This window comes from Streptomyces sp. NBC_01257 (assembly GCF_035917255.1).
Classification (GTDB): Bacteria; Actinomycetota; Actinomycetes; order Streptomycetales; family Streptomycetaceae; genus Streptomyces.
This window is the reverse complement of record NZ_CP108472.1, coordinates 6,651,862-6,673,714: the sequence shown is the minus strand read 5'-3', so window position 1 is coordinate 6,673,714 and position 21,853 is coordinate 6,651,862. Positions and strand designations below refer to the sequence as shown.

Below are 21,853 nucleotides of genomic sequence, written 5' to 3'. Positions count from 1 at the left end.
GTACGCGTAGCGCTCGGGGTAAAAGCGCCCCGTTTGCTCCCCTGATTCACTCCGAGCGCCTGCCCGTTGGGGTGAATCAGGGGTGTTCACCGGACAGACTCCGACGGGGGGTCGTGGAGCGGGCGCGAGGGGGTCCGGCCCGCTCCACGAGGGTTCCCCGGAGCTCAGGCGAAGACGGCGAGGCTCTTGGCCTTGCCCTTCTGCTCCTCGACGAGGACCAGGAACCGCCCGTCGGGCCCGAAGACCGCGACCGGCCCCGGCGGGTACGCCGGCATGTCGAGGCGTACGCCGTTCAGCAGCAGCTTGGCCCGCTTGTCGTCGACGTCCCAGCGGGGGAACGCCGAGGCGGCGGCGTCGGCCACCGGCATCACGGTCAGCTCCTCCTGGTGCTGGTCGAGCGTCCGCGCGGCATCGAGCCCGTACGGACCGACCCGGGTCCGCCGCAGGGCGGTCAGATGCCCGCCCACGCAGAGTCCCGCGCCGAGGTCACGGGCGATGGCCCGGATGTACGTACCGGAGGAGCAGACCACCGAGACGACGAGGTCGACGACCGGGGTGCCGTCCTCGGCGACGGCCTCGCGGACGTCGTAGACGCGGAAGGACGAGATGGTCACCGGCCGGGCCGGGATCTCGAACTCCTCGCCGCCGCGCACCCGCGCGTAGGACCGCTTGCCGTCGATCTTGATGGCGCTGACCTTGGACGGCACCTGCATGATCGGGCCGGTCAGTGCGGCGACGCCCGCGTCGATGCCCTCGCGGGTCACTCCGGAGGCGTCGGTGGACGAGGTGATCTCGCCCTCCGCGTCGTCCGTGACGGTGTCCTGGCCGAGCCGGATCGTACCGAGGTACTCCTTCTCGGTCAGTGCGAGATGACCGAGCAGCTTGGTGGCCTTCTCGACGCCGAGCACGAGCACGCCGGTCGCCATCGGGTCCAGCGTGCCGGCGTGGCCGACGCGGCGGGTCCTGGCGATACCGCGCATCTTGGCGACGACGTCGTGCGACGTGAAGCCGGACGGCTTGTCGACGATGACAAGGCCGTCCGGCGTTTTGTTCTGCGTCATGCGGAAGGTGAGTCCTCGTCCTCGTCCTCCGGCTTGCGGTACGGGTCCGCGTCGCCCGCGTACGCGGCGCCCGAGGACGCCTCGCGCACCTTGGCGTCCGAGGCCCGTGCCCGGTCGAGGAGGTCCTCGATCGCCTTGGCGTTCTCGGGCAGCGCGTCCGCCACGAAGGCGAGGGTCGGGGTGAACTTCGTCCCCGCCGCGGAGCCGACCGCCGAGCGCAGGATGCCCTTGGCGCTCTCCAGCCCGGCCGCCGCGCTCGCCCGCTCCTCGTCGTCGCCGTAGACCGTGTAGAAGACCGTGGCCTCCCGCAGGTCGCCGGTGACGCGGGTGTCCGTGATGGTCACGTGCGTACCCAGGCGCGGGTCCTTGATCCCACGCTGCAGTTTCTCGGCGACCACCTCCTGGATGAGGTCCGCCAGCTTCTTAGCCCGCGCGTTGTCGGCCACTGGTCCGTCTCCTTCTCGCTCTGAACGGCCGGCAATCGGGGGCGGCGTCGCCCGCCCACCGGTTCCGGCCGGTCCTGCTCAATCGTCTTCGTCGCTGTGCAGCCGCCGCCGTACGGACAGCAGCTCCACTTCCGGCCGGCCGGCGACCAGCCGCTCGCACCGGTCGAGTACGTCTGTGAGGTGCCCGGTTTCCCCGGAGACCACGGCGAGGCCGATCTCGGCCCTGCGATGGAGGTCCTGCCCGCCCGTCTCCGCCACGCTCACCGCGTACTTGCGCTGGAGCTCGGCAACGATCGGACGGACTATGGAGCGCTTCTCCTTCAGCGACCGTACGTCGCCGAGAAGCAGATCGAAGGACAGTGTCCCCACATACATGTGTGTCCGGATGTCCCGCCGGTTCGGGTTCGCGCCCCGCCGGTGATTGGCAGGGACACAAGAACCGTACACGGAACGGCCGGGGCCGATCGACGGATATACGTCCCGTCGACCGGCCCCGACTGTTGAGGTACGGGTCAGCCTCGCGGCTTCTCGCGCATCTCGTACGTCGCGATGACGTCGTCGATCTTGATGTCGTTGAAGTTTCCGAGGTTGATACCGCCCTCGAAGCCTTCGCGGATCTCGGTGACGTCGTCCTTGAAGCGGCGCAGACCGGAGATGTTGAGGTTCTCCGCGATGACCTTGCCATCGCGCAGCAGGCGCGCCTTGGTGTTGCGCTTGACCTCGCCGGACCGGACCAGCACACCGGCGATGTTGCCCAGCTTGGACGAGCGGAAGATCTCGCGGATCTCCGCCGTACCGAGCTCGACCTCTTCGTACTCCGGCTTGAGCATGCCCTTGAGGGCCGCTTCGATCTCTTCGATCGCCTGGTAGATGACCGAGTAGTACCGGACGTCCACACCTTCGCGGTCGGCCATCTGCGCGGCACGCCCTGCGGCGCGCACGTTGAAGCCGATCACGATGGCGTCGGAGCCGGTCGCCAGGTCGATGTCCGACTCGGTGACCGCACCCACACCGCGGTGCAGGACCCGGATGTCGACCTCTTCACCGACGTCGAGCTGGAGCAGCGAGGACTCGAGAGCCTCCACCGAACCGGACGCGTCGCCCTTGATGATGAGGTTGAGCTCCTGGACCAGACCGGCCTTGAGCGCCTCGTCCAGGTTCTCCAGGGAGAACCGGACACCCTTGCGGGCGAAGTTGGCGTTGCGCTCACGAGCGGCACGCTTCTCGGCGATCTGACGGGCCGTACGGTCCTCGTCGACGACCAGGAAGTTGTCGCCGGCACCCGGGACGTTGGTGAGACCCAGCACGAGGACGGGGGTCGAGGGACCCGCTTCCTCGACGTTCTCGCCCTTGTCGTCGAGCATCGCGCGGACTCGGCCGTACGCGTCGCCGACCACCATCGTGTCGCCGACCCGCAGTGTGCCTCGCTGGACCAGGACGGTCGCAACGGCACCGCGGCCGCGGTCGAGGTGGGACTCGATCGCAATACCCTGCGCGTCCTGCTCCGGGTTGGCCCGCAGGTCGAGCGAGGCGTCGGCGGTGAGGACGACGGCCTCCAGAAGAGCCTCGATGTTGAGGCCCTGCTTGGCGGAGATGTCGACGAACATCGTGTCGCCGCCGTACTCCTCGGCCACCAGACCGAACTCGGTGAGCTGACCGCGCACCTTGGTCGGGTCCGCGCCCTCGACGTCGATCTTGTTGACCGCGACCACGATCGGCACGTCGGCCGCCTTGGCGTGGTTCAGCGCCTCGATCGTCTGGGGCATCACACCGTCGTTCGCCGCCACCACGAGGATCGCGATGTCGGTGGACTTCGCACCACGTGCACGCATGGCGGTGAACGCCTCGTGACCCGGGGTGTCGATGAAGGTGATGCGGCGGTCCTCGCCGTTGACCTCGGCACCGACCTGGTAGGCACCGATGTGCTGCGTGATGCCGCCGGCCTCGCCCGCGATGACGTTCGTCTTGCGGATCGCGTCCAGCAGTCGGGTCTTACCGTGGTCGACGTGACCCATGACGGTCACGACCGGCGGACGGGAGACCAGGGCCTCTTCGCCGCCCTCGTCCTCGCCGAACTCGATGTCGAAGGACTCGAGCAGCTCGCGGTCCTCCTCCTCGGGGCTGACGATCTCGAGGACGAAGTTCATCTCGTCCGCGAGGAGCTTCAGCGTCTCGTCGGAGACGGACTGCGTGGCAGTGACCATCTCGCCGAGGTTCATCATCACGCCGACGAGCGACGCCGGGTTGGCGTTGATCTTCTCGGCGAAGTCGGTGAGCGAGGCACCGCGCGACAGCCGGACAGCCTGTCCGTTGCCGCGAGGCAGCATGACGCCGCCGACCGACGGGGCCTGCATGGCCTCGTACTCCTGGCGCCTCTGCCGCTTCGACTTGCGACCACGACGCGCGGGACCACCGGGACGGCCGAAGGCGCCCTGTGTGCCACCGCGGCCACCGGGACCACCGGGACGGCCACCGAAGCCGGGACGACCGCCGAAGCCGCCGCCACCGCCGGGACGGCCTGCGCCGCCACCGCTGCCGCCACCGGGACGACCGGCGAAACCGCCGCCACCGCCACCGGGACCGGCCGGACGGCCTGCGAAGCCGCCGCCACCGGGACGGCCTGCGCCGCCACCGCCGCCGGGACGACCGCCGCCGCCACCGGGACCACGGCCACCGCCGGGGCCACCACCGGGACGCGGGCCGGCAGCGGGACGCTGCGGCATCATGCCCGGGTTGGGACGGTTACCACCGCCGGCGCCGGGGGCGCCGCCGGGACGAGGAGCCTGCGGGCGAGGCATGCCGCCCGGAGACGGACGTGCGCCGCCCTGACCCTGCGGGCGCGGGGCGCCGCCGGGGCCGCCCTGCGGACGCGGGGCGCCGGGGCGCTCCTGACCGCCACCGGGGCGCGGGGCGCCGCCGGGACGGGGCGACTGCGGACGGGCCATGCCCGTCGAGCCACCGGAGGTGAAGGGGTTGTTGCCCGGACGGGGACCGGCCGGACGGGCGCCGCCGGGGCGCGGGGCACCCTGGCCCGCGGGGCGTGCGGGGCGCTCGGCGCCACGCTCTCCACCGCGGCCGCCGTCGCGCTGACCACCGTCGCGGCCACCGTCACGCTGACCGCCGGCCGGAGCCGGACGGGCAGGGCCACCGGCAGGACGCGGTCCCGGGGTGGCACCCGCGGGACGCGGGGCCTGCTGCTGCGGCGCTGCCGGCTGGGCCGGGGCCGGAGCCGAGAACTCGGCTGCGGGCACCGGGGTGACCGGAGCGGCCTTCGGCGCGGGCTTGGGGCCCGGACGCGGGCCGGCGGACGGCGCGGAGGGTGCAGCGGGGGTGCTGCTCGCCGGGGCCTCGGCAGCGGCCGGCTTGGGGGCCGGAACGCCGGGCTTCGGGGCAGCAGGACGTGCCGCAGCGGCCGGGGAGGGCGCTGCGGGCTTCACGGGCGCGGCCTTGCGGGGCGCGCCGGGCTTGGCAGCGGACTTGCCGGCGTTGCCGCCGGGCCCCTGCAGTGCGTCAGTCAACTTGCGTACAACCGGCGCCTCGATCGTCGAGGACGCCGAACGTACGAATTCACCGAGTTCTTGGAGCTTGGCCATGACGACCTTGCTCTCAACCCCGAACTCCTTGGCGAGTTCGTATACCCGGACCTTAGCCACTTCGCTCCTTTTAGGTCCGGGTTACCGCCGGACCGTCGCTACTTCATGGGCGTACTCATCGCGTACTCATCGAGTGCTCATCGCAATCTCGACCTACTTCCAACTCGCGAGGTACCTGACCGCACGGGGTCCCGTGCCGTTCATTTCTTACGGTGTCGCCCGTCCGACGAACCGCTCTACCGCGGCGGGGTCGAACGGCCCCTTGGCCTTGAAGGCCCGGGGGAATGCCCGGCGGCGAACCGCCAGGTCCAGACAGACGGAGACGGGGTGTACATAGGCACCCCGGCCGGGCAGCGTACCGCGTGGATCGGGGACGCATGCGTCCCCGTCCGCCACGATGCGCAGCAGCTCGCTCTTGACCGCCCGCTCCCGGCATCCCACACAGGTGCGCTCGGGGCAAGCGCGGGCTTGCGTCCGGCCAGACACGTTTAAGTCTACCTCCCCGTACCGACCTCACCCCTTTGGGGCAAAAATCGAACGGATGTTGTCGTGATCTCAGCGGCGCGCCGCCTCGATCTATTCCTGGTCGGCCCTGCCGGACCGGTGGCCGGAGTGCTCCGGCCCAGGTCCGCGGCGCAGTGCGATCCACGCCGCGATCCCCCGTCGGGTCAGCGCCGCTCGGAGCGCTCCCGGGCCCGCTCGGCCCGCTCGCGGTCCGCGACATCGCGCTCGGCGTCGGTCTCGGTGTCCGGGCGGATATCGATGCGCCAGCCCGTCAGGCGGGCGGCCAGGCGGGCGTTCTGGCCCTCCTTGCCGATCGCCAGCGACAGCTGGTAGTCGGGCACGGTGACCCGGGCGGAGCGCGCTCCGAGGTCAACGACCTCGACCTCGCTCACCCGTGCGGGGGACAGCGCGTTGGCGACCATCTCGGCCGGGTCGTCCGACCAGTCCACGATGTCGATCTTCTCGCCGTGCAGCTCGGCCATGACATTGCGCACACGTCCGCCCATCGGACCGATGCAGGCGCCCTTGGCGTTGAGACCGGAACGGGTGGAGCGGACCGCGATCTTGGTGCGGTGGCCGGCCTCGCGGGCGATCGCGCAGATCTCGACGGAACCGTCGGCGATCTCCGGGACCTCCAGCGCGAAGAGCTTCTTCACGAGGCTGGGATGGGTCCGCGACAGCGTCACGGACGGGCCGCGGACACCCTTGGCGACGCGGACGACGTAGGTGCGCAGCCGCAGGCCGTGCGTGTACTCCTCGCCGGGCACCTGCTCCTGCACCGGCAGGATGGCTTCCAGCTTGCCGATGTCGACCAGGACGTTCTTCGGGTCCTTGCCCTGCTGGACGACGCCGGTGACGACATCGCCCTCGTGGCCCGCGTACTCGCCGAACGTCCGGTCGTCCTCGGCGTCGCGCAGACGCTGGAGGATGACCTGCTTGGCGGTGGTCGCGGCGATCCGGCCGAAGCCCGACGGGGTGTCGTCGAACTCCTTGGGCTCCTGGCCCTCCTCCAGATCGGCCGGGTCCTCCTTCGCCCACACCGTCACGTGGCCGCGCTCGTCCAGCTCCACGCGGGCCCTGCGGTGGCTGCCGTCGGTGCGGTGGTACGCGATGAGGAGGGCCGACTCGATCGCCTCGACGAGCACGTCGAACGGGATCTCCTTGTCCTGCGCCAAGCCCTTCAGAAGCTTCACATCGATGTCCACGGCTACGCCTCCTCTTCCTTCTTGTCCTTGCGGTTGAATTCCAGCTCCACGCGCGCCTTGGCGATGTCGGCGAAGGCGATCCGGCGGGAGGTGGGCTTGCGGCCCTTGACGCCCGGCACCTCGAGATCGAGGCCCTCTTCGTCGACCGCGATGATGCGGGCCACCAGCTCGGCGCCCTCGTTCGGCGTGATCCTGGCCAGCCGGCCCGTGGCACGTACGTAGTGGCGGTGCTCCGTCAGCGGACGGTCGGCACCGGGAGAGCTGACCTCCAGGACGTACTCGTCCTCGCCCATCGCGTCGGTCTCGTCGAGCCTGGCGGAGATCGCGCGGCTCAGATCCGCACAGGCGTCGAGCTCCACGCCCTCCTCGGAATCCACGATGATCCGCAGCACCCGGCGACGGCCTGCCCGGGACACCTCGATCTCTTCCAGATCCAGCTGCTCGGCGCTGACGAGCGGTTCTACCAGCCCGCGCAGCCTCTCGCTCTGGGTGGTGCTCATCCGGGTGACTCCTCGGCCGCGTGTGCTGTTGTGGGGATCGTCGCGTGTCTGGTCAAAGGGTATCCGGTCCCAAGGGGTGTTGCTGTCCGCCGGCCCCCTGGGCGCGGGTACGCTCGCCAACGGTGATCACTTCCGGACAGATCCAGTCACAACAGGTCCAGGCCCGAAGGAGAACAAGTGCGGCGCACGGGGACGACGCGCAGGGGCGCGCTCACCGCGACGGGAGCGATCGCCATGGGGGCGGTGCTGGCCGGCTGCGGGAGCGGTGGCGATGACGAGAGCTCCGGAAGCCGGGGTTCCGCCCGGGCCGGCGCACGGACCGCGGCCGACCGCTCGTCGGCCGACCGGGCGGAGGCCTCACTGCGGTCGGCGGCCGCGGGAGTGAGCGCCTCACTGTTCGCCGGGTACGAGCAGGTGGCCCGGGACCATCCGGCGACCGCGGCCGGACTCGCTCCGCTGCGTGACGCCGTCCGCGCCCACCTCACCGCTCTAGGCAAGGGCGGCGGCTCGCTCGGCTTCGTCCGCACGCGCCCCGGCACCGGGGACGCCGCCGCGGCGGTCCGGGAGCTGGCGGCCGCGGAGCGGCGTGCCGCGGCCTCGCACACCGAGGCGCTGCTGAAGGCCCCGCCCGAACTCGCCCGGCTGCTCGCCTCGGTCGCCGCGGCCGCCTCCGCCCACGCCTATCTGCTGACCGAACTGGCCAAGGAGACGCGGGCATGAGCGACGACGCAACGCTGAAGGCCGCACAGGCGGCGCTGGCCGCCGAACACGCCGCCGTGTACGGGTACGGGGTCGCCGGCGGCCGGGTCGCCGCAGCCCGCCGTGCCGAGGCCACCGCGGCGCACCACGCGCACCGGGCCCGGCGCGACGCGCTGGTGCGGACGGTGCGTGACCTGGGCGGTGAACCGGTGGCATCGGGTCCCGCGTACGCTCTGCCGTTCGCGGTACCGGACGCGGCCGCGGCCGTGCGGCTCGCCGCGGTGCTGGAGGACCGGGTCGCGGACGTCTACTCCGACCTCGTACGGGCCTCGGAGGGGCCGTTGCGGCGGTCGGCGGCGGACGCGCTGCGGGAGGCCGCGGTGCGGGCCGTCCGCTGGCGCGGCAGCGGCGTACCCTTTCCCGGGCTCGCCGAGCGGGCCGCCGACGGGTCGCTCGTCGGCGGGACGGCCGGGAAGGACGAGACGGCCGGGGCCGGCGCGAAGGCCGGGTCCGATGCGAAGGCCGGGTCCGATGCGAAGGCCGGTACCGGCGCGACGCACTGAGAGAAGCTCTGAAAGGGAACACGGCACGTATGGGTTTTGAACCGCCGCAGCGTCTGGTGCGAGCGCTCGGCGAGTCGTACGGGGATACGGCCGCCGGGGAATGGCTCGCGCGGCTCCCCGGACTGACCGAGCGGGCGCTCACCGCGGCCGGCCGGGAACTGACCGTGGAACGGGTCGCCGCCCCGGGCGGGCGCAGCAGCCTGGTCCTGCTGGTCCGGGACGCCGACGGCACCCCGGCGGCGCTGAAGCTCTCCCCGGCCGGGGCGGCGCCGGAGCTGGAGCGTGCGGCGCTGGCGCACTGGAACGGCTGGGGTGCGGTGCGGCTGGCCGGCCCCCCGGACGGGGCGGACTCCGGTGAGGCGCTGCTGCTGGAGCGGCTGCACCCGGAGGTGTCGCTGCGTTCGCTGCCGGAGGCGAAGGCGCTGCTGGAGGCGGCCGGGACGGTGCGGCGGCTCTGGGTCGATCCGCCCGAGGGGCACGCGTTCGAGACGGTCGCCGGGCGGACCGGGCTGCGGACCGCCCCGATGCAGGCCGCCGCGGCGGCCGATCCGGTGCTGGAGCCCCTGGTCTCGGCGGCTCTGGCGGCGCGCGAGGAGCTCCTCGCGGACTCCCCGGAGACCCTGCTGCTGCACGGCAACTTCCGCCAGAGCAAGGTGCTCTCGGGCGAGCGCGCGCCCTGGCTGACGGTCGGTCCCGAGCCGGTCGTCGGCGAACGCGCCTACGATCTGGCGCGGCTGGTGCGGGACCGGGTCGAGGACCTGATCGCCTCGCCCGGCGGTGCGGTGACGGCCCGGCGCCGGGTCAAGAAGCTCGCGGAGGCGCTGGACGTGAACCACGACCGGCTGCACGGCTGGACGCTGTTCCGCGCGGTGGAGTCGGGCACCCGGGCGCTCGCGGCGGGGCGCCGCGAGGAGGGCGAAGTGACACTGGAGTTCGCCGGCTGGCTGTAGCCGCCGCGCATGCCGAAGGGCCCCGCACGGATCTCCGTGCGGGGCCCTTCGGCATGTGGCCGGGCGGTCAGCCCTGCTCGGTGAGGCGGGCGATCGCCTCGTCGACCGTGAGCTCCTCGCGCTCGCCGGTGCGACGGTCCTTCAGCTCCAGGACGCCCTCGGCCGAGCGGCGGCCGGCGACCAGGATCTTCGGGACGCCGATGAGCTCGGAGTCGGTGAACTTGACGCCGGGCGAGATGCCCGGGCGGTCGTCGACCAGGACGCGCAGGCCGGCCGCGTTCAGCTTCTCGGAGACGTCGAGGGCCAGCTCGGTCTGGAGCGCCTTGCCCGCGGCGACGACGTGCACATCGGCCGGGGCGATCTCGCGGGGCCAGCACAGGCCCTTGTCGTCGGCGGTCTGCTCGGCGAGGGCGGCCACCGCGCGGGAGACGCCGATGCCGTAGGAGCCCATCGTGACGCGGACCGGCTTGCCCTGCTGGCCGAGGACGTCGAGGGAGAAGATGTCGGCGTACTTGCGGCCGAGCTGGAAGATGTGGCCGATCTCGATGGCGCGGTCCACCTGGAGGCCGGTGCCGCACTTGGGGCAGGGGTCGCCCGCCTCGACGACGACGACGTCGAGGTAGTCGTCGACCTCGAAGTCGCGGCCCGCGACGACGTTCTTCGCGTGCTTGCCCTCCTTGTTGGCACCCGTGATCCAGGCGGTGCCGGCGGCGACGCGGGGGTCGGCGATGTAGCGGACCTTCTCCAGACCCTGCGGGCCGACGTAGCCGCGGACCAGGTCGGGGCGGCCCACGAAGTCCTCGGCGGTGACGAGCTCGACGACGGCGGGGGTCAGGTGCTCGCCGAGCTTGCCGAGGTCGACCTCGCGGTCGCCGGGCACGCCCACGGCCACGATCTCGCCGTCGACCTTGACCAGGAGGTTCTTCAGGGTGGCGGAGGCCGGGACGCCGAGGTGGGCGGCGAGGGTCTCGATGGTCGGGGTGTCGGGGGTGTCCAGCTCCTCGACGGGGCCGGTCGCCGAGCCGTCGGCCGGGGTGGCGTTGAACGTCACGGCCTCGGTGTTGGCGGCGTAGTCGCAGTTCGGACAGTCGACGAAGGTGTCCTCACCGGCGGGCGCGGGGGCGAGGAACTCCTCGGACGCGGAGCCGCCCATGGCACCGGAGACCGCGGAGACGATGCGGTGGTCGAGGCCGAGCCGCTCGAAGATCCGGATGTAGGCGCCGCGGTGCAGCTGGTACGCCTCGGCGAGACCCTCGTCGGTGGTGTCGAAGGAGTACGAGTCCTTCATCTGGAACTCGCGGCCGCGCAGCACGCCGGCGCGGGGGCGGGCCTCGTCGCGGTACTTGGTCTGGATCTGGTAGAGGATCACGGGCAGGTCCTTGTAGGACGAGCACATGTCCTTGACGACCTGGGTGAAGACCTCTTCGTGCGTCGGGCCGAGGAGGTAGTCGGCGCCCTTGCGGTCCTGGAGCCGGAAGAGCAGGTCGCCGTACTCGTCGTAGCGGCCGCTCGCCTCGTACGCCTCCTTGGGGAGCAGCGCGGGGAGCAGGACCTCCTGGCCGCCGATGGCGTCCATCTCCTCGCGGACGACGCGGGTGATGTTCTCCAGGACCTTCTTGCCGAGCGGCAGCCAGGACCAGATGCCGGCCGCGGTGCGGCGTACGTAACCGGCGCGGACGAGGAGCTTGTGGTTGAGCGTCTCGGCGTCCGCCGGGTCGTCGCGCAGTGTCTTGATCATCAATCGGGACATGCGCTGGACCTGGGCCATGATGAACTCCTGCTCGGAAGGGTGATGTGCAGGAGGTTAGCCGGGCGGCGGGGGCGGGCGGAAATCGATTCGCTCAGGGATGCCCGGGGCGGAGCAGTGGAAGTGGTGCTCCCATGACCGCGTACGGCATCGGCGCGCTGGGGAAATGCACCTGGCGGGCCAGGTCCCGGTAGCCGAGCGAGCGGTACAGACCGCGGGCCGGGCTCTCCGTGTCGATCGCCGAGAGGATGGACCGGGGCTGCCCGACGCCGTCGGTGATGGTGGTGATCAGGGTGCGGCCGATGCCGCGGTTCTGGTACTCCGGCAGGACGTGGAGCTCGGTGATCACGAAGGAGTCGTCGAGCCAGCCCTCCGAGCCGGTGGCCCGCAGACAGGGCTCGACGACGGTGGACCACCAGTGGCCGCGCTCGTTGGGCATGCCGTAGACGAAGCCGACGAGGTCGCCGCCGGCGGTCATGGCGCCGAGGGCGCGGGCGCAGGGGTGGTCGAGGTGTCTGAGGACGATGTGGCGGCGCACTTCGATCTCTTCGGGGCCGAGACCGAAGGCGACGGCCTGTACGGCGAGCGCCTCGTCCACGCGGGCGGCGAGATCGATCGGTCCGATCCGGACGCTGGAGGTGTGGGGGCCGTCCCCGGAAGCTGCTGCCATGAGCCGACCCTACTGTCCGTGGCGGGGTGCGGGGTACGGGCCGGCACTGTCCGCTGCCGGGTCAGAACAGCACGCTCATGAACGCGCCGGTCTCGCGGAAGCCGATGCGGCGGTAGGCCTTGCGCGCGGGGGTGTTGTAGTCGTTCACGTACAGGCTGACGATCGGCGCGACATCGGCGAGCGCGTAGCGCAGGACGGCCGCCATGCCGGTCTCGGAGTGGCCGCGGCCGCGGAACTCCGGGGCGACCCAGACGCCCTGGATCTGGCAGGCCTGGGCGGTGGTGGCGCCGATCTCCGCCTTGAAGACGACCTTGCCGTCCTCGATCCGGGCGAAGGAGCGGCCGGCGCCGATGAGCTCGGCGACGCGGGCCTGGTAGAGGAGTCCGCCGTCGCCCGCGAGGGGGGAGATGCCGACCTCCTCGGTGAACATGGCCACGCAGGCCGGCATGAGGACGTCCATCTCGTCCTTGCGGACGCGGCGGACCAGCGGGTCGGCTGCCACGGCGTCGGAGGGGCTCTCGGTGACCATGAGCGGCTGGTTGGCGCGGACCTCCCTGGCCGGCCCCCAGCCCGGTTCGAGGAGCCGCCACAGCTGTGCGGTGGGCTCGGCGGGGCCGACGATCGAGGAACAGCGGCGGCCGGCCCTGCGGGCGCGGTCGGCGAAGGCCCGGACGGCTTCGGGGGTGGCGCAGATGGGGACGAGATTGGCTCCCGAGTAGCAGAGGGAGCGCAGCTGCCCGTCCGCGTACCAGCCCCACATCTCGCCGCCGAGGCGCCAGGGGTCGAGGCCTGCGATCTGGACCCTGGAGGTCACGAAGGCGTTCGCTACGGGTTCGCTCTCCAGCACCGCGAGGGCGGCGCCGAGGTCGCTGGGTTCGAGGACCCGGGTGGTGGTCTGCGTCAACACGAGGGGGCCTCACCATGCGGTCTGCTGATTTCCGCACTGTACCCAAAGAGGCCCGGAGGCGCCGCTCGTGGCCGTGAACAGCTTCCGCGGAGGGCGGTGACCTCGCTCACGAGCAGCGCCCCGCGGGGAGTGTTCCTCCGGCGGGGCGCTGTCGTGGGTGTCATGGGATCAGCTGATCGAGACCTCGGGCTCGCCGGAGGCGACGCCGTCCTTCTCCATCTGTTCGGCGATCTTGAGGGCTTCTTCGATGAGGGTCTCGACGATCTTCGACTCGGGCACCGTCTTGATGATCTCGCCCTTGACGAAGATCTGGCCCTTGCCGTTGCCGGACGCCACACCCAGGTCGGCCTCACGGGCCTCACCGGGACCGTTGACGACACAGCCCATCACGGCGACGCGCAGCGGGACCTCCATGCCGTCGAGGCCCGCGCTCACCTGATCGGCGAGCTTGTACACGTCGACCTGCGCACGGCCGCACGACGGGCAGGACACGATCTCCAGCCGCCGCTGCTTCAGGTTCAGCGACTCCAGGATCTGGAGTCCGACCTTGACCTCCTCGGCCGGCGGCGCGGAGAGCGAGACGCGGATCGTGTCGCCGATGCCCTCGCTGAGCAGGGCGCCGAAGGCGACGGCCGACTTGATCGTGCCCTGGAAGGCGGGGCCGGCCTCGGTCACGCCCAGGTGCAGCGGGTAGTCGCACTGCGCGGCGAGCTGCCGGTAGGCGTTCACCATCACGACCGGGTCGTTGTGCTTGACGGAGATCTTGATGTCCCGGAAGCCGTGCTCCTCGAAGAGGGACGCCTCCCACAGCGCAGACTCCACCAGGGCCTCGGGCGTCGCCTTGCCGTACTTCTTCAGCAGCCGCGCGTCGAGCGAACCGGCGTTGACGCCGATCCGGATCGGCGTGCCGGCGTCGTTCGCCGCCCGCGCGATCTCCTTGACCTTGTCGTCGAACTGCTTGATGTTCCCGGGGTTCACCCGCACCGCCGCGCACCCGGCATCGATCGCCGCGAACACGTACTTCGGCTGGAAGTGGATGTCCGCGATCACCGGGATCTGCGACTTCGAGGCGATCGTCGCGAGCGCGTCCGCGTCGTCCTGCGTCGGACACGCCACCCGCACGATCTGACAGCCCGACGCCGTCAGCTCCGCGATCTGCTGCAACGTCGCACCGATGTCCGACGTACGCGTCGTCGTCATCGACTGCACCGAGACCGGCGCGTCCCCACCGACCGCCACCGACCCGACCTGGATCTTGCGGCTGACCCGCCGTACGGCGAGCTGGGTCGGAACGGTGGGCATTCCGAGAGAAATCGCAGTCATGCGCTGAGCATCCCCAAGGTGTGGATCAAGGTCCCGAGTTCGGCGGGCTCCGGCCTTCGAGGTTACGGCACCGAGCACGGCGTGGGGCACACCGCGTCCGGGGGCCACTCAAAATGTGGGCTCCCGGACGCATCGTGCGTACCGGCCGTCACTCGGGGTACATAAGGCGTTCGTGTGGGACGGGTCAGGAGATCTTGACCGGGTTGACGACGTCGGCGACCAGGACGAGCAGGGTGAAGCAGATGAACACACCGGCGACCACGTAGGCGACCGGCATCAGCTTCGCCACGTCGAACGGGCCCGGGTCGGGGCGCTTGAAGAGCCGCGCCGCGTTCCGCCGCAGCGCCTCCCACAGGGCCCCCGCGATATGACCGCCGTCGAGCGGCAGCAGCGGCAGCATGTTGAAGAGGAACAGCGAGAGGTTGAAGCCGGCCAGCAGGAACAGCATCATCGCGATCTGGTTCTGCGCCGGCACGTCCAGCGTCATCACCTCGCCGCCGATCCTGGCCGCGCCGACGACGCCCACCGGGGAGTCGTCCGCGCGCTCGCCGCCGTCGAAGGCCGCGTCCCACAGGGCCGGGATCTTGGACGGCAGCGCGATGATCGAGTCGACGCCGTTCTCGATCATGTCGCCCATGCGGACGACCGAGTCACCGAAGGAGAGCGGGACGATCTCCGTCTGCGCCGCGAAGCCGAGGTAGCCGGCGGAGACGAACTTCCCCGGGACCACCTCGCCGTCGGAGTCCTTCTGCGCCACGGCGTTCTTCTTGAGCACGGCGTGGAGGGTCTTCTCCTGCCCGTCGCGCTGGACCGTGATGGTGGCGGGGCCGATGGTGTCGCGGATCCGGTCGGAGAGGGTGGACCACTCGTCGATCTTCTGGCCGTTGAAGGCGACGATCTTGTCGCCGACCTTCAGGCCTGCGGCCTGCGCGGGCGAGACCGGGTCGGACGCCTTGCAGGTCTCCCGCTTCTCGCTCTGGGAGATCACGCACTTCTGGACGCCGGCGACATCGGTCGTCTGGGTCTGGAATCCGAAGGTCATGGCCACACCGAGGAAGATCGCCACGGCCAGGACCAGGTTCATGAACGGTCCGGCGAACATGACGATCACGCGCTTCCACGGCTTGCGCGTGTAGAAGAGGCGCTTCTCGTCGCCCGGCTCCAGCTCCTCGAAGGCGGCGGACCTGGCGTCCTCGATCATGCCGCGCCACGGCGAGGTGGACCGTGCCTCCAGCCGTCCGTCCGGTCCCGGCGGGAACATCCCGATCATGCGGATGTAGCCGCCGGCCGGAATGGCCTTGATGCCGTACTCCGTGTCGCCCTTCTTCCGCGACCAGATGGTCGGGCCGAAGCCGACCATGTACTGCGGGACGCGGATGCCGAAGAGCTTGGCGGTCGACAGGTGGCCCAGCTCGTGCCACGCGATCGAGAACAGCAGGCCGAAGGCGAAGACCGCGATGCCGAGAATCGTCAGCAGGATCGTCGTCATGCTCATGCGCGTGCCTCCGCGGTGGCCTTGGCCGAGAGTTCCCGGGCCCGGGTCCGTGCCCAGGCCTCCGCTTCAAGGACGTCCGCGACCGTCAGCGAAGTTCCCGCCGGAGGCGTTCCGTGTTCGGCGACCACGGCCGTCACCGTGTCCATGATGCCGTTGAACGCCAGCCGTCCGTCGAGGAAGGCCGCCACGCACTCCTCGTTCGCCGCGTTGAACACCGCCGGTGCGGTGCCGCCCAGCGTGCCCACGTGCCGGGCGAGCCCGACGGACGGGAAGGCCTCGGTGTCGAGCGGGAAGAACTCCCAGGCCGAGGCCTTCGACCAGTCGAAGGCGGGGGCCGCGTCCGGGACGCGCTGCGGCCAGCCGAGGCCGATGGCGATCGGTCCGCGCATGTCGGGCGGGGTGGCCTGGGCGAGGGTGGACCCGTCGGTGAACTCCACCATGGAGTGAACGTACGACTGGGGGTGGACCACGACCTCGATCCGGTCGAACGGGATGTCGTAGAGGAGGTGCGCCTCGATGACCTCGAGACCCTTGTTGACCAGGGTGGCCGAGTTGATCGTGATGACCGGGCCCATCGCCCAGGTCGGGTGCGCGAGCGCCTGGTCCTTCGTGACGTCCGCGAGCTCGCTCCTGGTACGTCCCCGGAACGGGCCGCCCGACGCGGTGACGACGAGCTTGCGCACGTCGGCGCGCTTGCCGGACGCGAGCGCCTGGAACAGCGCGGCGTGCTCGGAGTCGACCGGGATGATCTGCCCGGGGGCGGCGAGCGCCTTGACCAGCGGGCCGCCGACGATCAGCGACTCCTTGTTGGCCAGCGCCAGGGTGCGGCCCGCCTTGAGCGCGGCCAGGGTGGGGGCGAGGCCGATCGAGCCGGTGATCCCGTTCAGCACGGTGTGGCAGTCGCTGCCGGCCAGTTCCGTGGCGGCGTCGGGTCCGGCCAGGATCTCGGGCGGCTGCTCCCCCGCCCCGTACTCCGCGCGCAGCGCCTCGCGCAGGGCGGGCACCGCCTCGGGAGAGGCGACGGCGACCGTGCGCACGCCGAGACGGCGGGCCTGCTCGGCGAGGAGGGCGACCCGGCCGCCCGCCGCGGAGAGCGCGGTGACGCGGAAGCGGTCGGGGTTGCGCAGCACCAGGTCGATGGCCTGGGTGCCGATGGACCCGGTGGAGCCGAGGATGACGAGATCCCGGCGGCCTTCCACGGCGTCGAAGACGAGGTGCGGGTCGGCGAGTGGGGCGGGGCTTTCGCTCATGCCCCCCATTGTTGCCGCATCCGCTGTGCGTGTGGACAGGGCGTCCCTCGCGCCGCGTGCCGACTGTTCGCTCATCACGGTCTCAGCCCTTCGCCGCACGGAACTTCGCCCACTGGGCGGCCATGACCTCCGGCGGCACTCCGCCGATGTCCTTCGTGCCGGTGATCTCCGCACGGAAGGCGAGGGTGGTGGAGCCGGAGCGGACCACGGTGAGGTACTCGTACAGCTTCTCCTTCCCCTTCACGTCGAGGATGGTGAAGCGGTACGCCTTCGACTCGTCGGCCTCGGCGGCGAAAGCGGGTGCCTCGGCGGGTTCGGCCTTGAGGTACTTCGCGCGGGCCACGGCCCGCTCCTCGGTGAATCCGCCGGCGCAGTCCCGCCCCGCCGTGCCGAGGGCCTTCATGACGGTGGCCGCGCCGCCGTTCCCGTAGCTGCGCAGGGTGACGTCGACGGTGAGGCCGAGCATCTCGTCCGGGACGTCGACCTTGCGCTGCACCTGGGCGGCCGGGTCGGGGTCGCTGACCTCGCCGGCGAGGCTGACGAGCGGCTGGCAGCCGGTCGGGGCGGCGGTGTACGCGTCGCCGAGCGGCCCGTCGAGTACGTACTCGGAGGCCGTGTACGGGCCGACCTTCTCACCGTCGGTGAACGAGGCGGCCTTGAGCCGGGCCTCGTCGAGGGCCCCGGGAGCGGGCTTCGCCGAGGGCGCCGCGGACGCCTTGGCGTCCTGATCCGCCGCGGCCCGGCCGCCGTCGTCACCGCCGCAGGCGGTCGCGCCCAGGAGCGTCGCGGCCGCGATCCCGGTGGCCGCGATCCCGCGCCATCGGCGCCGCTGGTACCTCACCCCGTGCATGCCTGTCCCCAATCCCCTGGTGTGCCGATGTGCTGGTGGTCAGAAGTGCGTGGTCACGCCGAACGCCCGCCGGAGCTGCGCCATGTCGTGCAGGTCCTGCGGGCGGGGCTCGTACCCCTGGTGGAAGTCGATCTGCTGCCGCGCCGAGAGACAGCGCACCGGTGTCCCGCCGATGGTGCCGGTGACGAAGCACTCCGCCGGGTAGTGGAACGGCTCCCGCGGGTCGGGCGACGACTGGACCGCCGACCCGTCGGGGGCGAACCGCAGCGGATGCAGGTCGAGGTCGGACCCGGAGGGGTGGCTGAGGACGAAGCGCACGGGACGCCGGTCCAGGGTCTGGGCCCAGCCGGCCGCCGTCAGCGCGGCGACCACGGCCGGTTCCTGCTCTTCGCGGTGCAGCAGATCGAGATCCCCGTGGGCGCGGGTCTCCTCGCCGGTCAGGGCGTCGATGCCCCAGCCGCCGGCGATCACGACGTCGGCGCCGGCCTCGCGCAGGAGCGTGAGGACGGACAGCACGTCGGCGGCGGAGATCATGCCGCGGAGCCTATCGCCCCGTACCGGCCGGGGTCCGTCCGTCGGGGAGACCGGCGAATCCGGCGAACGCCTCGTGGAAGCCGGGGAAGGTCTTCCGTACGCAGCCCGGGTCGTCGAAGGTGATGCCGGGGGTGCGCAGGCCGGTGACGGCGAACGACATGACGATGCGGTGGTCGCCGTGGGTCTCGATCTCGACGGGCTCCGGGGTGCCCGGCAGGATCTCGATCCAGTCGGGTCCGGTGGTGACCGTGACGCCCATCCGGCGCAGGTTCCGCGCGCACGCCTCCAGCCGGTCGCACTCCTTCACGCGGGTGTTGCCGACGTCCTCGATGCGGACCGGGCCCGAGGCGAAGGGGGCGATGCCGGCCAGCGTCGGCATGGTGTCGGAGATATCGCGCATGTTGACCGTGATGCCGGTGAGGCGGCCGGTGGAGCGGACCGTGGTGGCGTCGGCCGTGGTGCGCACCTCGGCGCCCATGCGGCGCAGGACGTCGGTGAACCGCAGATCGCCCTGGAGGGCGCCCTGTCCGAGGCCGGGAACGGTGACCTCACGACCGGTGAGGGCGGCCGCGGCGAAGAAGTAGCTCGCGGTGGAGGCGTCGGGCTCGACGGGGTAGGAGGTGGCCCGGTAGCCGCCGGGCGGCACCGAGAAGACGGTGCCGTCGGGGCCCTCGCGGGTGACCTCGGCGCCGAAGCTGCGCATCATCGCCAGGGTGATCTCGATGTACGGCGCCGACACCAGATCGGTGACGGTGATCCGGAGCCCTTCCGCGGTCAGCGGTCCGAGCATCAGCAGCGCGGTGAGGTACTGGCTGGACTGCCCGGCGTCCAGGGTCAGTTCGCCGCCCTTGATGCCGGCGGCCTCGATGCGCAGCGGGTGGTGGCCCTCGGCGTCCTCGTGGACGAGGTCGACACCGAGGGTGCGCAGCGCCTCGGTGAGCGGGGCGAGCGGGCGGCGGCGCATCTGGGCGGAGGCGTCGAAGCGGAAGCTGCCGCGGGCGCCGGCCGCCGCGAGGGTCGGCAGGAACCGGGCGGTCGTCGCGCCGTCCCGGCAGTAGACGTCGGCCTCGGCGGCGCCGGGCCCGGAGGGGCGGCCCGTGAGGTGCCAGGCGTCCGCCTCCCGCACCACCTCGTAGCCCAGGGTGGTGAGCCCTTCGGCGAAGCCCTCGGTGTCGTCCGAGCGCAGCGGACGTACGAGGGTGCTGGTGCCGTGCGCGGCGGCGGCCAGGAAGAGGGCGCGCGCGGTGACGGACTTGGAACCGGGGACATGGATGACGGTCACGAGTCCTCATCCTGCCGTGCCGTCCGCGCGGCGGCGGGGCGCGTCCACCGGGTGGACGCGCCCCGCCGTTCCGGCTTCACGGGCTCAGCGGATCGGCCGGTGGACGTTCTCCCGGTCCGAGGGGCCGGGGGTGGCGTCGGCGATCCACGGGCCGTCGCCGCTCGGGTCGACGATGCCCTCCTCCAGCCAGGTGTACGTGCCCGAGAGGACACCGTCGACCACCTTGCGGTCGAGGTCGTCGGTGTTGGACCAGAGCCGGGTGAAGAGTTCCTCGACCCGGATGCGGGACTGGCGGCAGAAGGTGTCGGCGAGCTGGTACGCCTCGCGGCCGTGGTCGCCCTCGCCGCGCAGGAGTTCGGCCCGGACGCAGGCGGCGCTCATCGCGAAGAGTTCCGCGCCGATGTCGACGATCCTGCCGAGGAAGCCCTGCTTGGTCTCCATCCGGCCCTGCCAGCGGGACATGGCGTAGAAGGTGGAGCGGGCCAGTTTGCGGGAGGAGCGTTCGGCGTAGCGCAGGTGGGCGGAGAGGTCGGGGTGGCCCGCGGGGTGGAACTCCCCGTAGGTGCGCGGGAGCTGCCCGGGTCCGGCGACCAGTTTCGGCAGCCACTTCGCGTAGAACCCGGCCGCGTTCGCACCGGCCCTGGCCTTGGCGGAGAGCGGCTTGTCGGGGTCGATGATGTCGCCGGCGACCTTGAGGTGGGCGTCGACGGCCTCGCGGGCGATCAGCAGGTGCATGATCTCCGTCGAGCCCTCGAAGATCCGGTTGATCCGCATGTCGCGGAGCATCTGCTCGGCGGGGACGGCCCGTTCGCCGCGGGCGGCGAGGGACTCCGCGGTCTCGAAGCCGCGGCCGCCGCGGATCTGGACCAGTTCGTCGGCCATCAGGCAGCCCATCTCGGAGCCGTACAGCTTGGCGAGCGCCGCCTCGATCCTGATGTCGTTGCGGTCCTCGTCGGCCATCTGGGAGGAGAGGTCGACGACGGCTTCGAGGGCGAAGGTGGTCGCGGCGATGAAGGAGATCTTGGCGCCGACCGCCTCGTGCCGGGCGACGGGGCGGCCCCACTGCTCGCGGACGGCCGACCACTCGCGGGCGATCTTCAGACACCATTTCCCGGAGCCGACGCACATGGCGGGCAGGGAGAGCCGGCCGGTGTTGAGGGTGGTGAGTGCGATCTTGAGACCGGCGCCCTCGGGGCCGATGCGGTTCGCGGCGGGGACGCGCACCTGGTGGAAGCGGGTGACGCCGTTCTCCAGCCCGCGCAGGCCCATGAACGCGTTGCGGTGTTCCACGGTGATGCCCGGGGCGTCGGCCTCGACGACGAAGGCCGTGATGCCGCCCTTGCGGCCCTCCGCCTTCGGTACCCGCGCCATGACGACCAGGAGGTCCGCGACGACGCCGTTGGTCGTCCACAGCTTGACGCCGTCGAGGACGTAGTCGTCCCCGTCCGGGACGGCCGTGGTGGCGAGGCGGGCCGGGTCGGAGCCGACGTCCGGCTCGGTGAGCAGGAACGCGGAGATGTCGGTACGGGCCAGCCGGGGCAGGAAGGTGTCCTTCTGCTCCTGGCTGCCGAAGATCTTCAGGGGCTGCGGGACCCCGATGGACTGGTGCGCGGAGAGGAGGGCGCCGATCGACGGGCTGGCGGAGCCGACCAGGGCGAGGGCCTTGTTGTAGTAGACCTGCGTCAGCCCGAGGCCGCCGTACTTCACGTCGATCTTCATGCCCAGCGCGCCGAGCTCCTTGAGGCCGTTGACCACCTCGTCGGGGATCCTGGCCTCGCGCTCGATCAGGGCGCTGTCGATGCTGGTCTCGCAGAACGCGCGGAGCCGGGCGAGGAACTCCTCGCCGCGCCGGACGTCCTCGGCGGCGGGCAGCGGGTGCGGGTGGATCAGGTCGAGCCGGAAGCGGCCCAGGAAGAGTTCCTTGGCGAAACTGGGTTTGCGCCAGTCCTGCTCGCGCGCCTCCTCGGCCACCTGTCGCGCTTCGCGCTCGGTGACCTTGGGCGTGGTCCGCGGTGCGGACGGTCGTTGTGCGGATGGTGCGGACATGAGGAGCTCACCTCGCCGCTTCGTCGGATGGGCGGATCCGGCAGGTCCGGGGGCGTTGGGCCCTTGTGCACCTGTCGGCTCTACTCGTCCGTATGTACCCGATTCCGGTCGCCCTCACCAGCCCCGGGGCGCCGATCGGGTCGGCCACCACTCCAGTGCCCGCTGTCGCGTGCGGCATGCGGAAACGGCTGGAGCCCCCGCACAGTGGGGCCCCAGCCGTTCGTCCGC

Annotated in this window: 20 protein-coding genes; 3 read left to right on the top strand and 17 right to left on the bottom strand. The window is 71.6% G+C overall.

Annotated elements, in window-relative coordinates; genetic code table 11:
• Positions 1-164: 164 nt before the first annotated feature.
• From truB to rimP, 7 genes are all read right to left on the bottom strand, one after another.
• Positions 165-1,061, bottom strand: coding sequence for a tRNA pseudouridine(55) synthase TruB (truB, locus tag OG408_RS29220; protein WP_326672816.1), 897 nt, complete (start codon positions 1,059-1,061; stop codon positions 165-167).
• The gene (gene rbfA / locus OG408_RS29215) at positions 1,058-1,507 is read right to left on the bottom strand and encodes a 30S ribosome-binding factor RbfA (RefSeq protein ID WP_266783543.1); all 450 of its coding nucleotides are present in this window, start codon (positions 1,505-1,507) and stop codon (positions 1,058-1,060) included. Before rbfA ends, truB begins: the two co-directional genes overlap by 4 nt.
• 78 nt (positions 1,508-1,585) lie before the next feature.
• Positions 1,586-1,882 carry a DUF503 domain-containing protein gene (locus tag OG408_RS29210; RefSeq protein ID WP_136329549.1) on the bottom strand — a complete coding sequence of 99 codons (297 nt, stop codon included), beginning with the start codon at positions 1,880-1,882 and terminating at the stop codon, positions 1,586-1,588.
• Positions 1,883-2,019: 137 nt separating this feature from the next.
• Entirely contained in the window at positions 2,020-5,160 is a 3,141-nt protein-coding gene (gene infB, locus OG408_RS29205; RefSeq protein WP_326672814.1) for a translation initiation factor IF-2, read from the bottom strand.
• A gap of 147 nt (positions 5,161-5,307) precedes the next feature.
• Positions 5,308-5,586 carry a YlxR family protein gene (locus tag OG408_RS29200; RefSeq protein WP_266783537.1) on the bottom strand — a complete coding sequence of 93 codons (279 nt, stop codon included), beginning with the start codon at positions 5,584-5,586 and terminating at the stop codon, positions 5,308-5,310.
• A 182-nt stretch (positions 5,587-5,768) separates the two neighbouring features.
• A complete protein-coding gene (gene nusA, locus OG408_RS29195; protein ID WP_266783535.1) occupies positions 5,769-6,809 on the bottom strand; it encodes a transcription termination factor NusA in 1,041 nt (346 codons plus the stop codon).
• Between the two features lie 2 nt (positions 6,810-6,811).
• Positions 6,812-7,309 (bottom strand): ribosome maturation factor RimP, encoded by a 498-nt coding sequence (rimP, locus tag OG408_RS29190; protein WP_285570670.1) that lies wholly within the window; start codon positions 7,307-7,309, stop codon positions 6,812-6,814.
• 177 nt (positions 7,310-7,486) lie between these two features.
• Here rimP and OG408_RS29185 point away from each other — a divergent pair, with 177 nt between their 5' ends.
• Genes OG408_RS29185 through OG408_RS29175 form a run of 3 tightly spaced genes read left to right on the top strand, consistent with a single transcriptional unit; the run spans position 7,487 to position 9,521 of the window.
• Positions 7,487-8,029 (top strand): hypothetical protein, encoded by a 543-nt coding sequence (locus tag OG408_RS29185; RefSeq protein WP_326672811.1) that lies wholly within the window; start codon positions 7,487-7,489, stop codon positions 8,027-8,029.
• Positions 8,026-8,571, top strand: coding sequence for a DUF4439 domain-containing protein (locus OG408_RS29180; protein WP_326672809.1), 546 nt, complete (start codon positions 8,026-8,028; stop codon positions 8,569-8,571). The genes OG408_RS29185 and OG408_RS29180 overlap by 4 nt, the downstream gene beginning before the upstream one ends.
• A gap of 29 nt (positions 8,572-8,600) precedes the next feature.
• Positions 8,601-9,521 (top strand): aminoglycoside phosphotransferase family protein, encoded by a 921-nt coding sequence (locus OG408_RS29175; RefSeq protein ID WP_266783527.1) that lies wholly within the window; start codon positions 8,601-8,603, stop codon positions 9,519-9,521.
• 67 nt (positions 9,522-9,588) lie between these two features.
• Here OG408_RS29175 and OG408_RS29170 read toward each other — a convergent pair whose 3' ends face one another.
• From OG408_RS29170 to OG408_RS29125, 10 genes are all read right to left on the bottom strand, one after another.
• On the bottom strand, positions 9,589-11,289 hold the full coding sequence (locus OG408_RS29170) for a proline--tRNA ligase (RefSeq protein ID WP_266783525.1): 1,701 nt from the start codon (positions 11,287-11,289) through the stop codon (positions 9,589-9,591).
• A gap of 73 nt (positions 11,290-11,362) precedes the next feature.
• Positions 11,363-11,938: a GNAT family N-acetyltransferase gene (locus OG408_RS29165; protein WP_266783523.1), complete on the bottom strand. Its 576-nt coding sequence runs from the start codon at positions 11,936-11,938 to the stop codon at positions 11,363-11,365.
• A gap of 61 nt (positions 11,939-11,999) precedes the next feature.
• Positions 12,000-12,845, bottom strand: coding sequence for a GNAT family N-acetyltransferase (locus OG408_RS29160; RefSeq protein ID WP_326672808.1), 846 nt, complete (start codon positions 12,843-12,845; stop codon positions 12,000-12,002).
• Between the two features lie 168 nt (positions 12,846-13,013).
• Positions 13,014-14,168, bottom strand: a complete 1,155-nt coding sequence (ispG, locus tag OG408_RS29155; protein ID WP_266783521.1) for a flavodoxin-dependent (E)-4-hydroxy-3-methylbut-2-enyl-diphosphate synthase — start codon at positions 14,166-14,168, stop codon at positions 13,014-13,016.
• 184 nt (positions 14,169-14,352) lie between these two features.
• The gene (locus OG408_RS29150; protein ID WP_266783519.1) at positions 14,353-15,663 is read right to left on the bottom strand and encodes a M50 family metallopeptidase; all 1,311 of its coding nucleotides are present in this window, start codon (positions 15,661-15,663) and stop codon (positions 14,353-14,355) included.
• A complete protein-coding gene (dxr, locus tag OG408_RS29145) occupies positions 15,660-16,913 on the bottom strand; it encodes a 1-deoxy-D-xylulose-5-phosphate reductoisomerase (RefSeq protein WP_266783517.1) in 1,254 nt (417 codons plus the stop codon). The genes OG408_RS29150 and dxr overlap by 4 nt, the downstream gene beginning before the upstream one ends.
• Positions 16,914-16,995: 82 nt before the next feature.
• The gene (locus OG408_RS29140) at positions 16,996-17,763 is read right to left on the bottom strand and encodes a hypothetical protein (RefSeq protein WP_266783515.1); all 768 of its coding nucleotides are present in this window, start codon (positions 17,761-17,763) and stop codon (positions 16,996-16,998) included.
• A gap of 39 nt (positions 17,764-17,802) precedes the next feature.
• Positions 17,803-18,297, bottom strand: a complete 495-nt coding sequence (locus OG408_RS29135) for a nucleotidyltransferase domain-containing protein (protein WP_266783513.1) — start codon at positions 18,295-18,297, stop codon at positions 17,803-17,805.
• A gap of 10 nt (positions 18,298-18,307) precedes the next feature.
• The gene (aroA, locus tag OG408_RS29130) at positions 18,308-19,579 is read right to left on the bottom strand and encodes a 3-phosphoshikimate 1-carboxyvinyltransferase (RefSeq protein WP_326672805.1); all 1,272 of its coding nucleotides are present in this window, start codon (positions 19,577-19,579) and stop codon (positions 18,308-18,310) included.
• Between the two features lie 84 nt (positions 19,580-19,663).
• Positions 19,664-21,625 (bottom strand): acyl-CoA dehydrogenase family protein, encoded by a 1,962-nt coding sequence (locus OG408_RS29125; RefSeq protein WP_266783509.1) that lies wholly within the window; start codon positions 21,623-21,625, stop codon positions 19,664-19,666.
• Between the last annotated feature and the right edge of the window lie 228 nt (positions 21,626-21,853).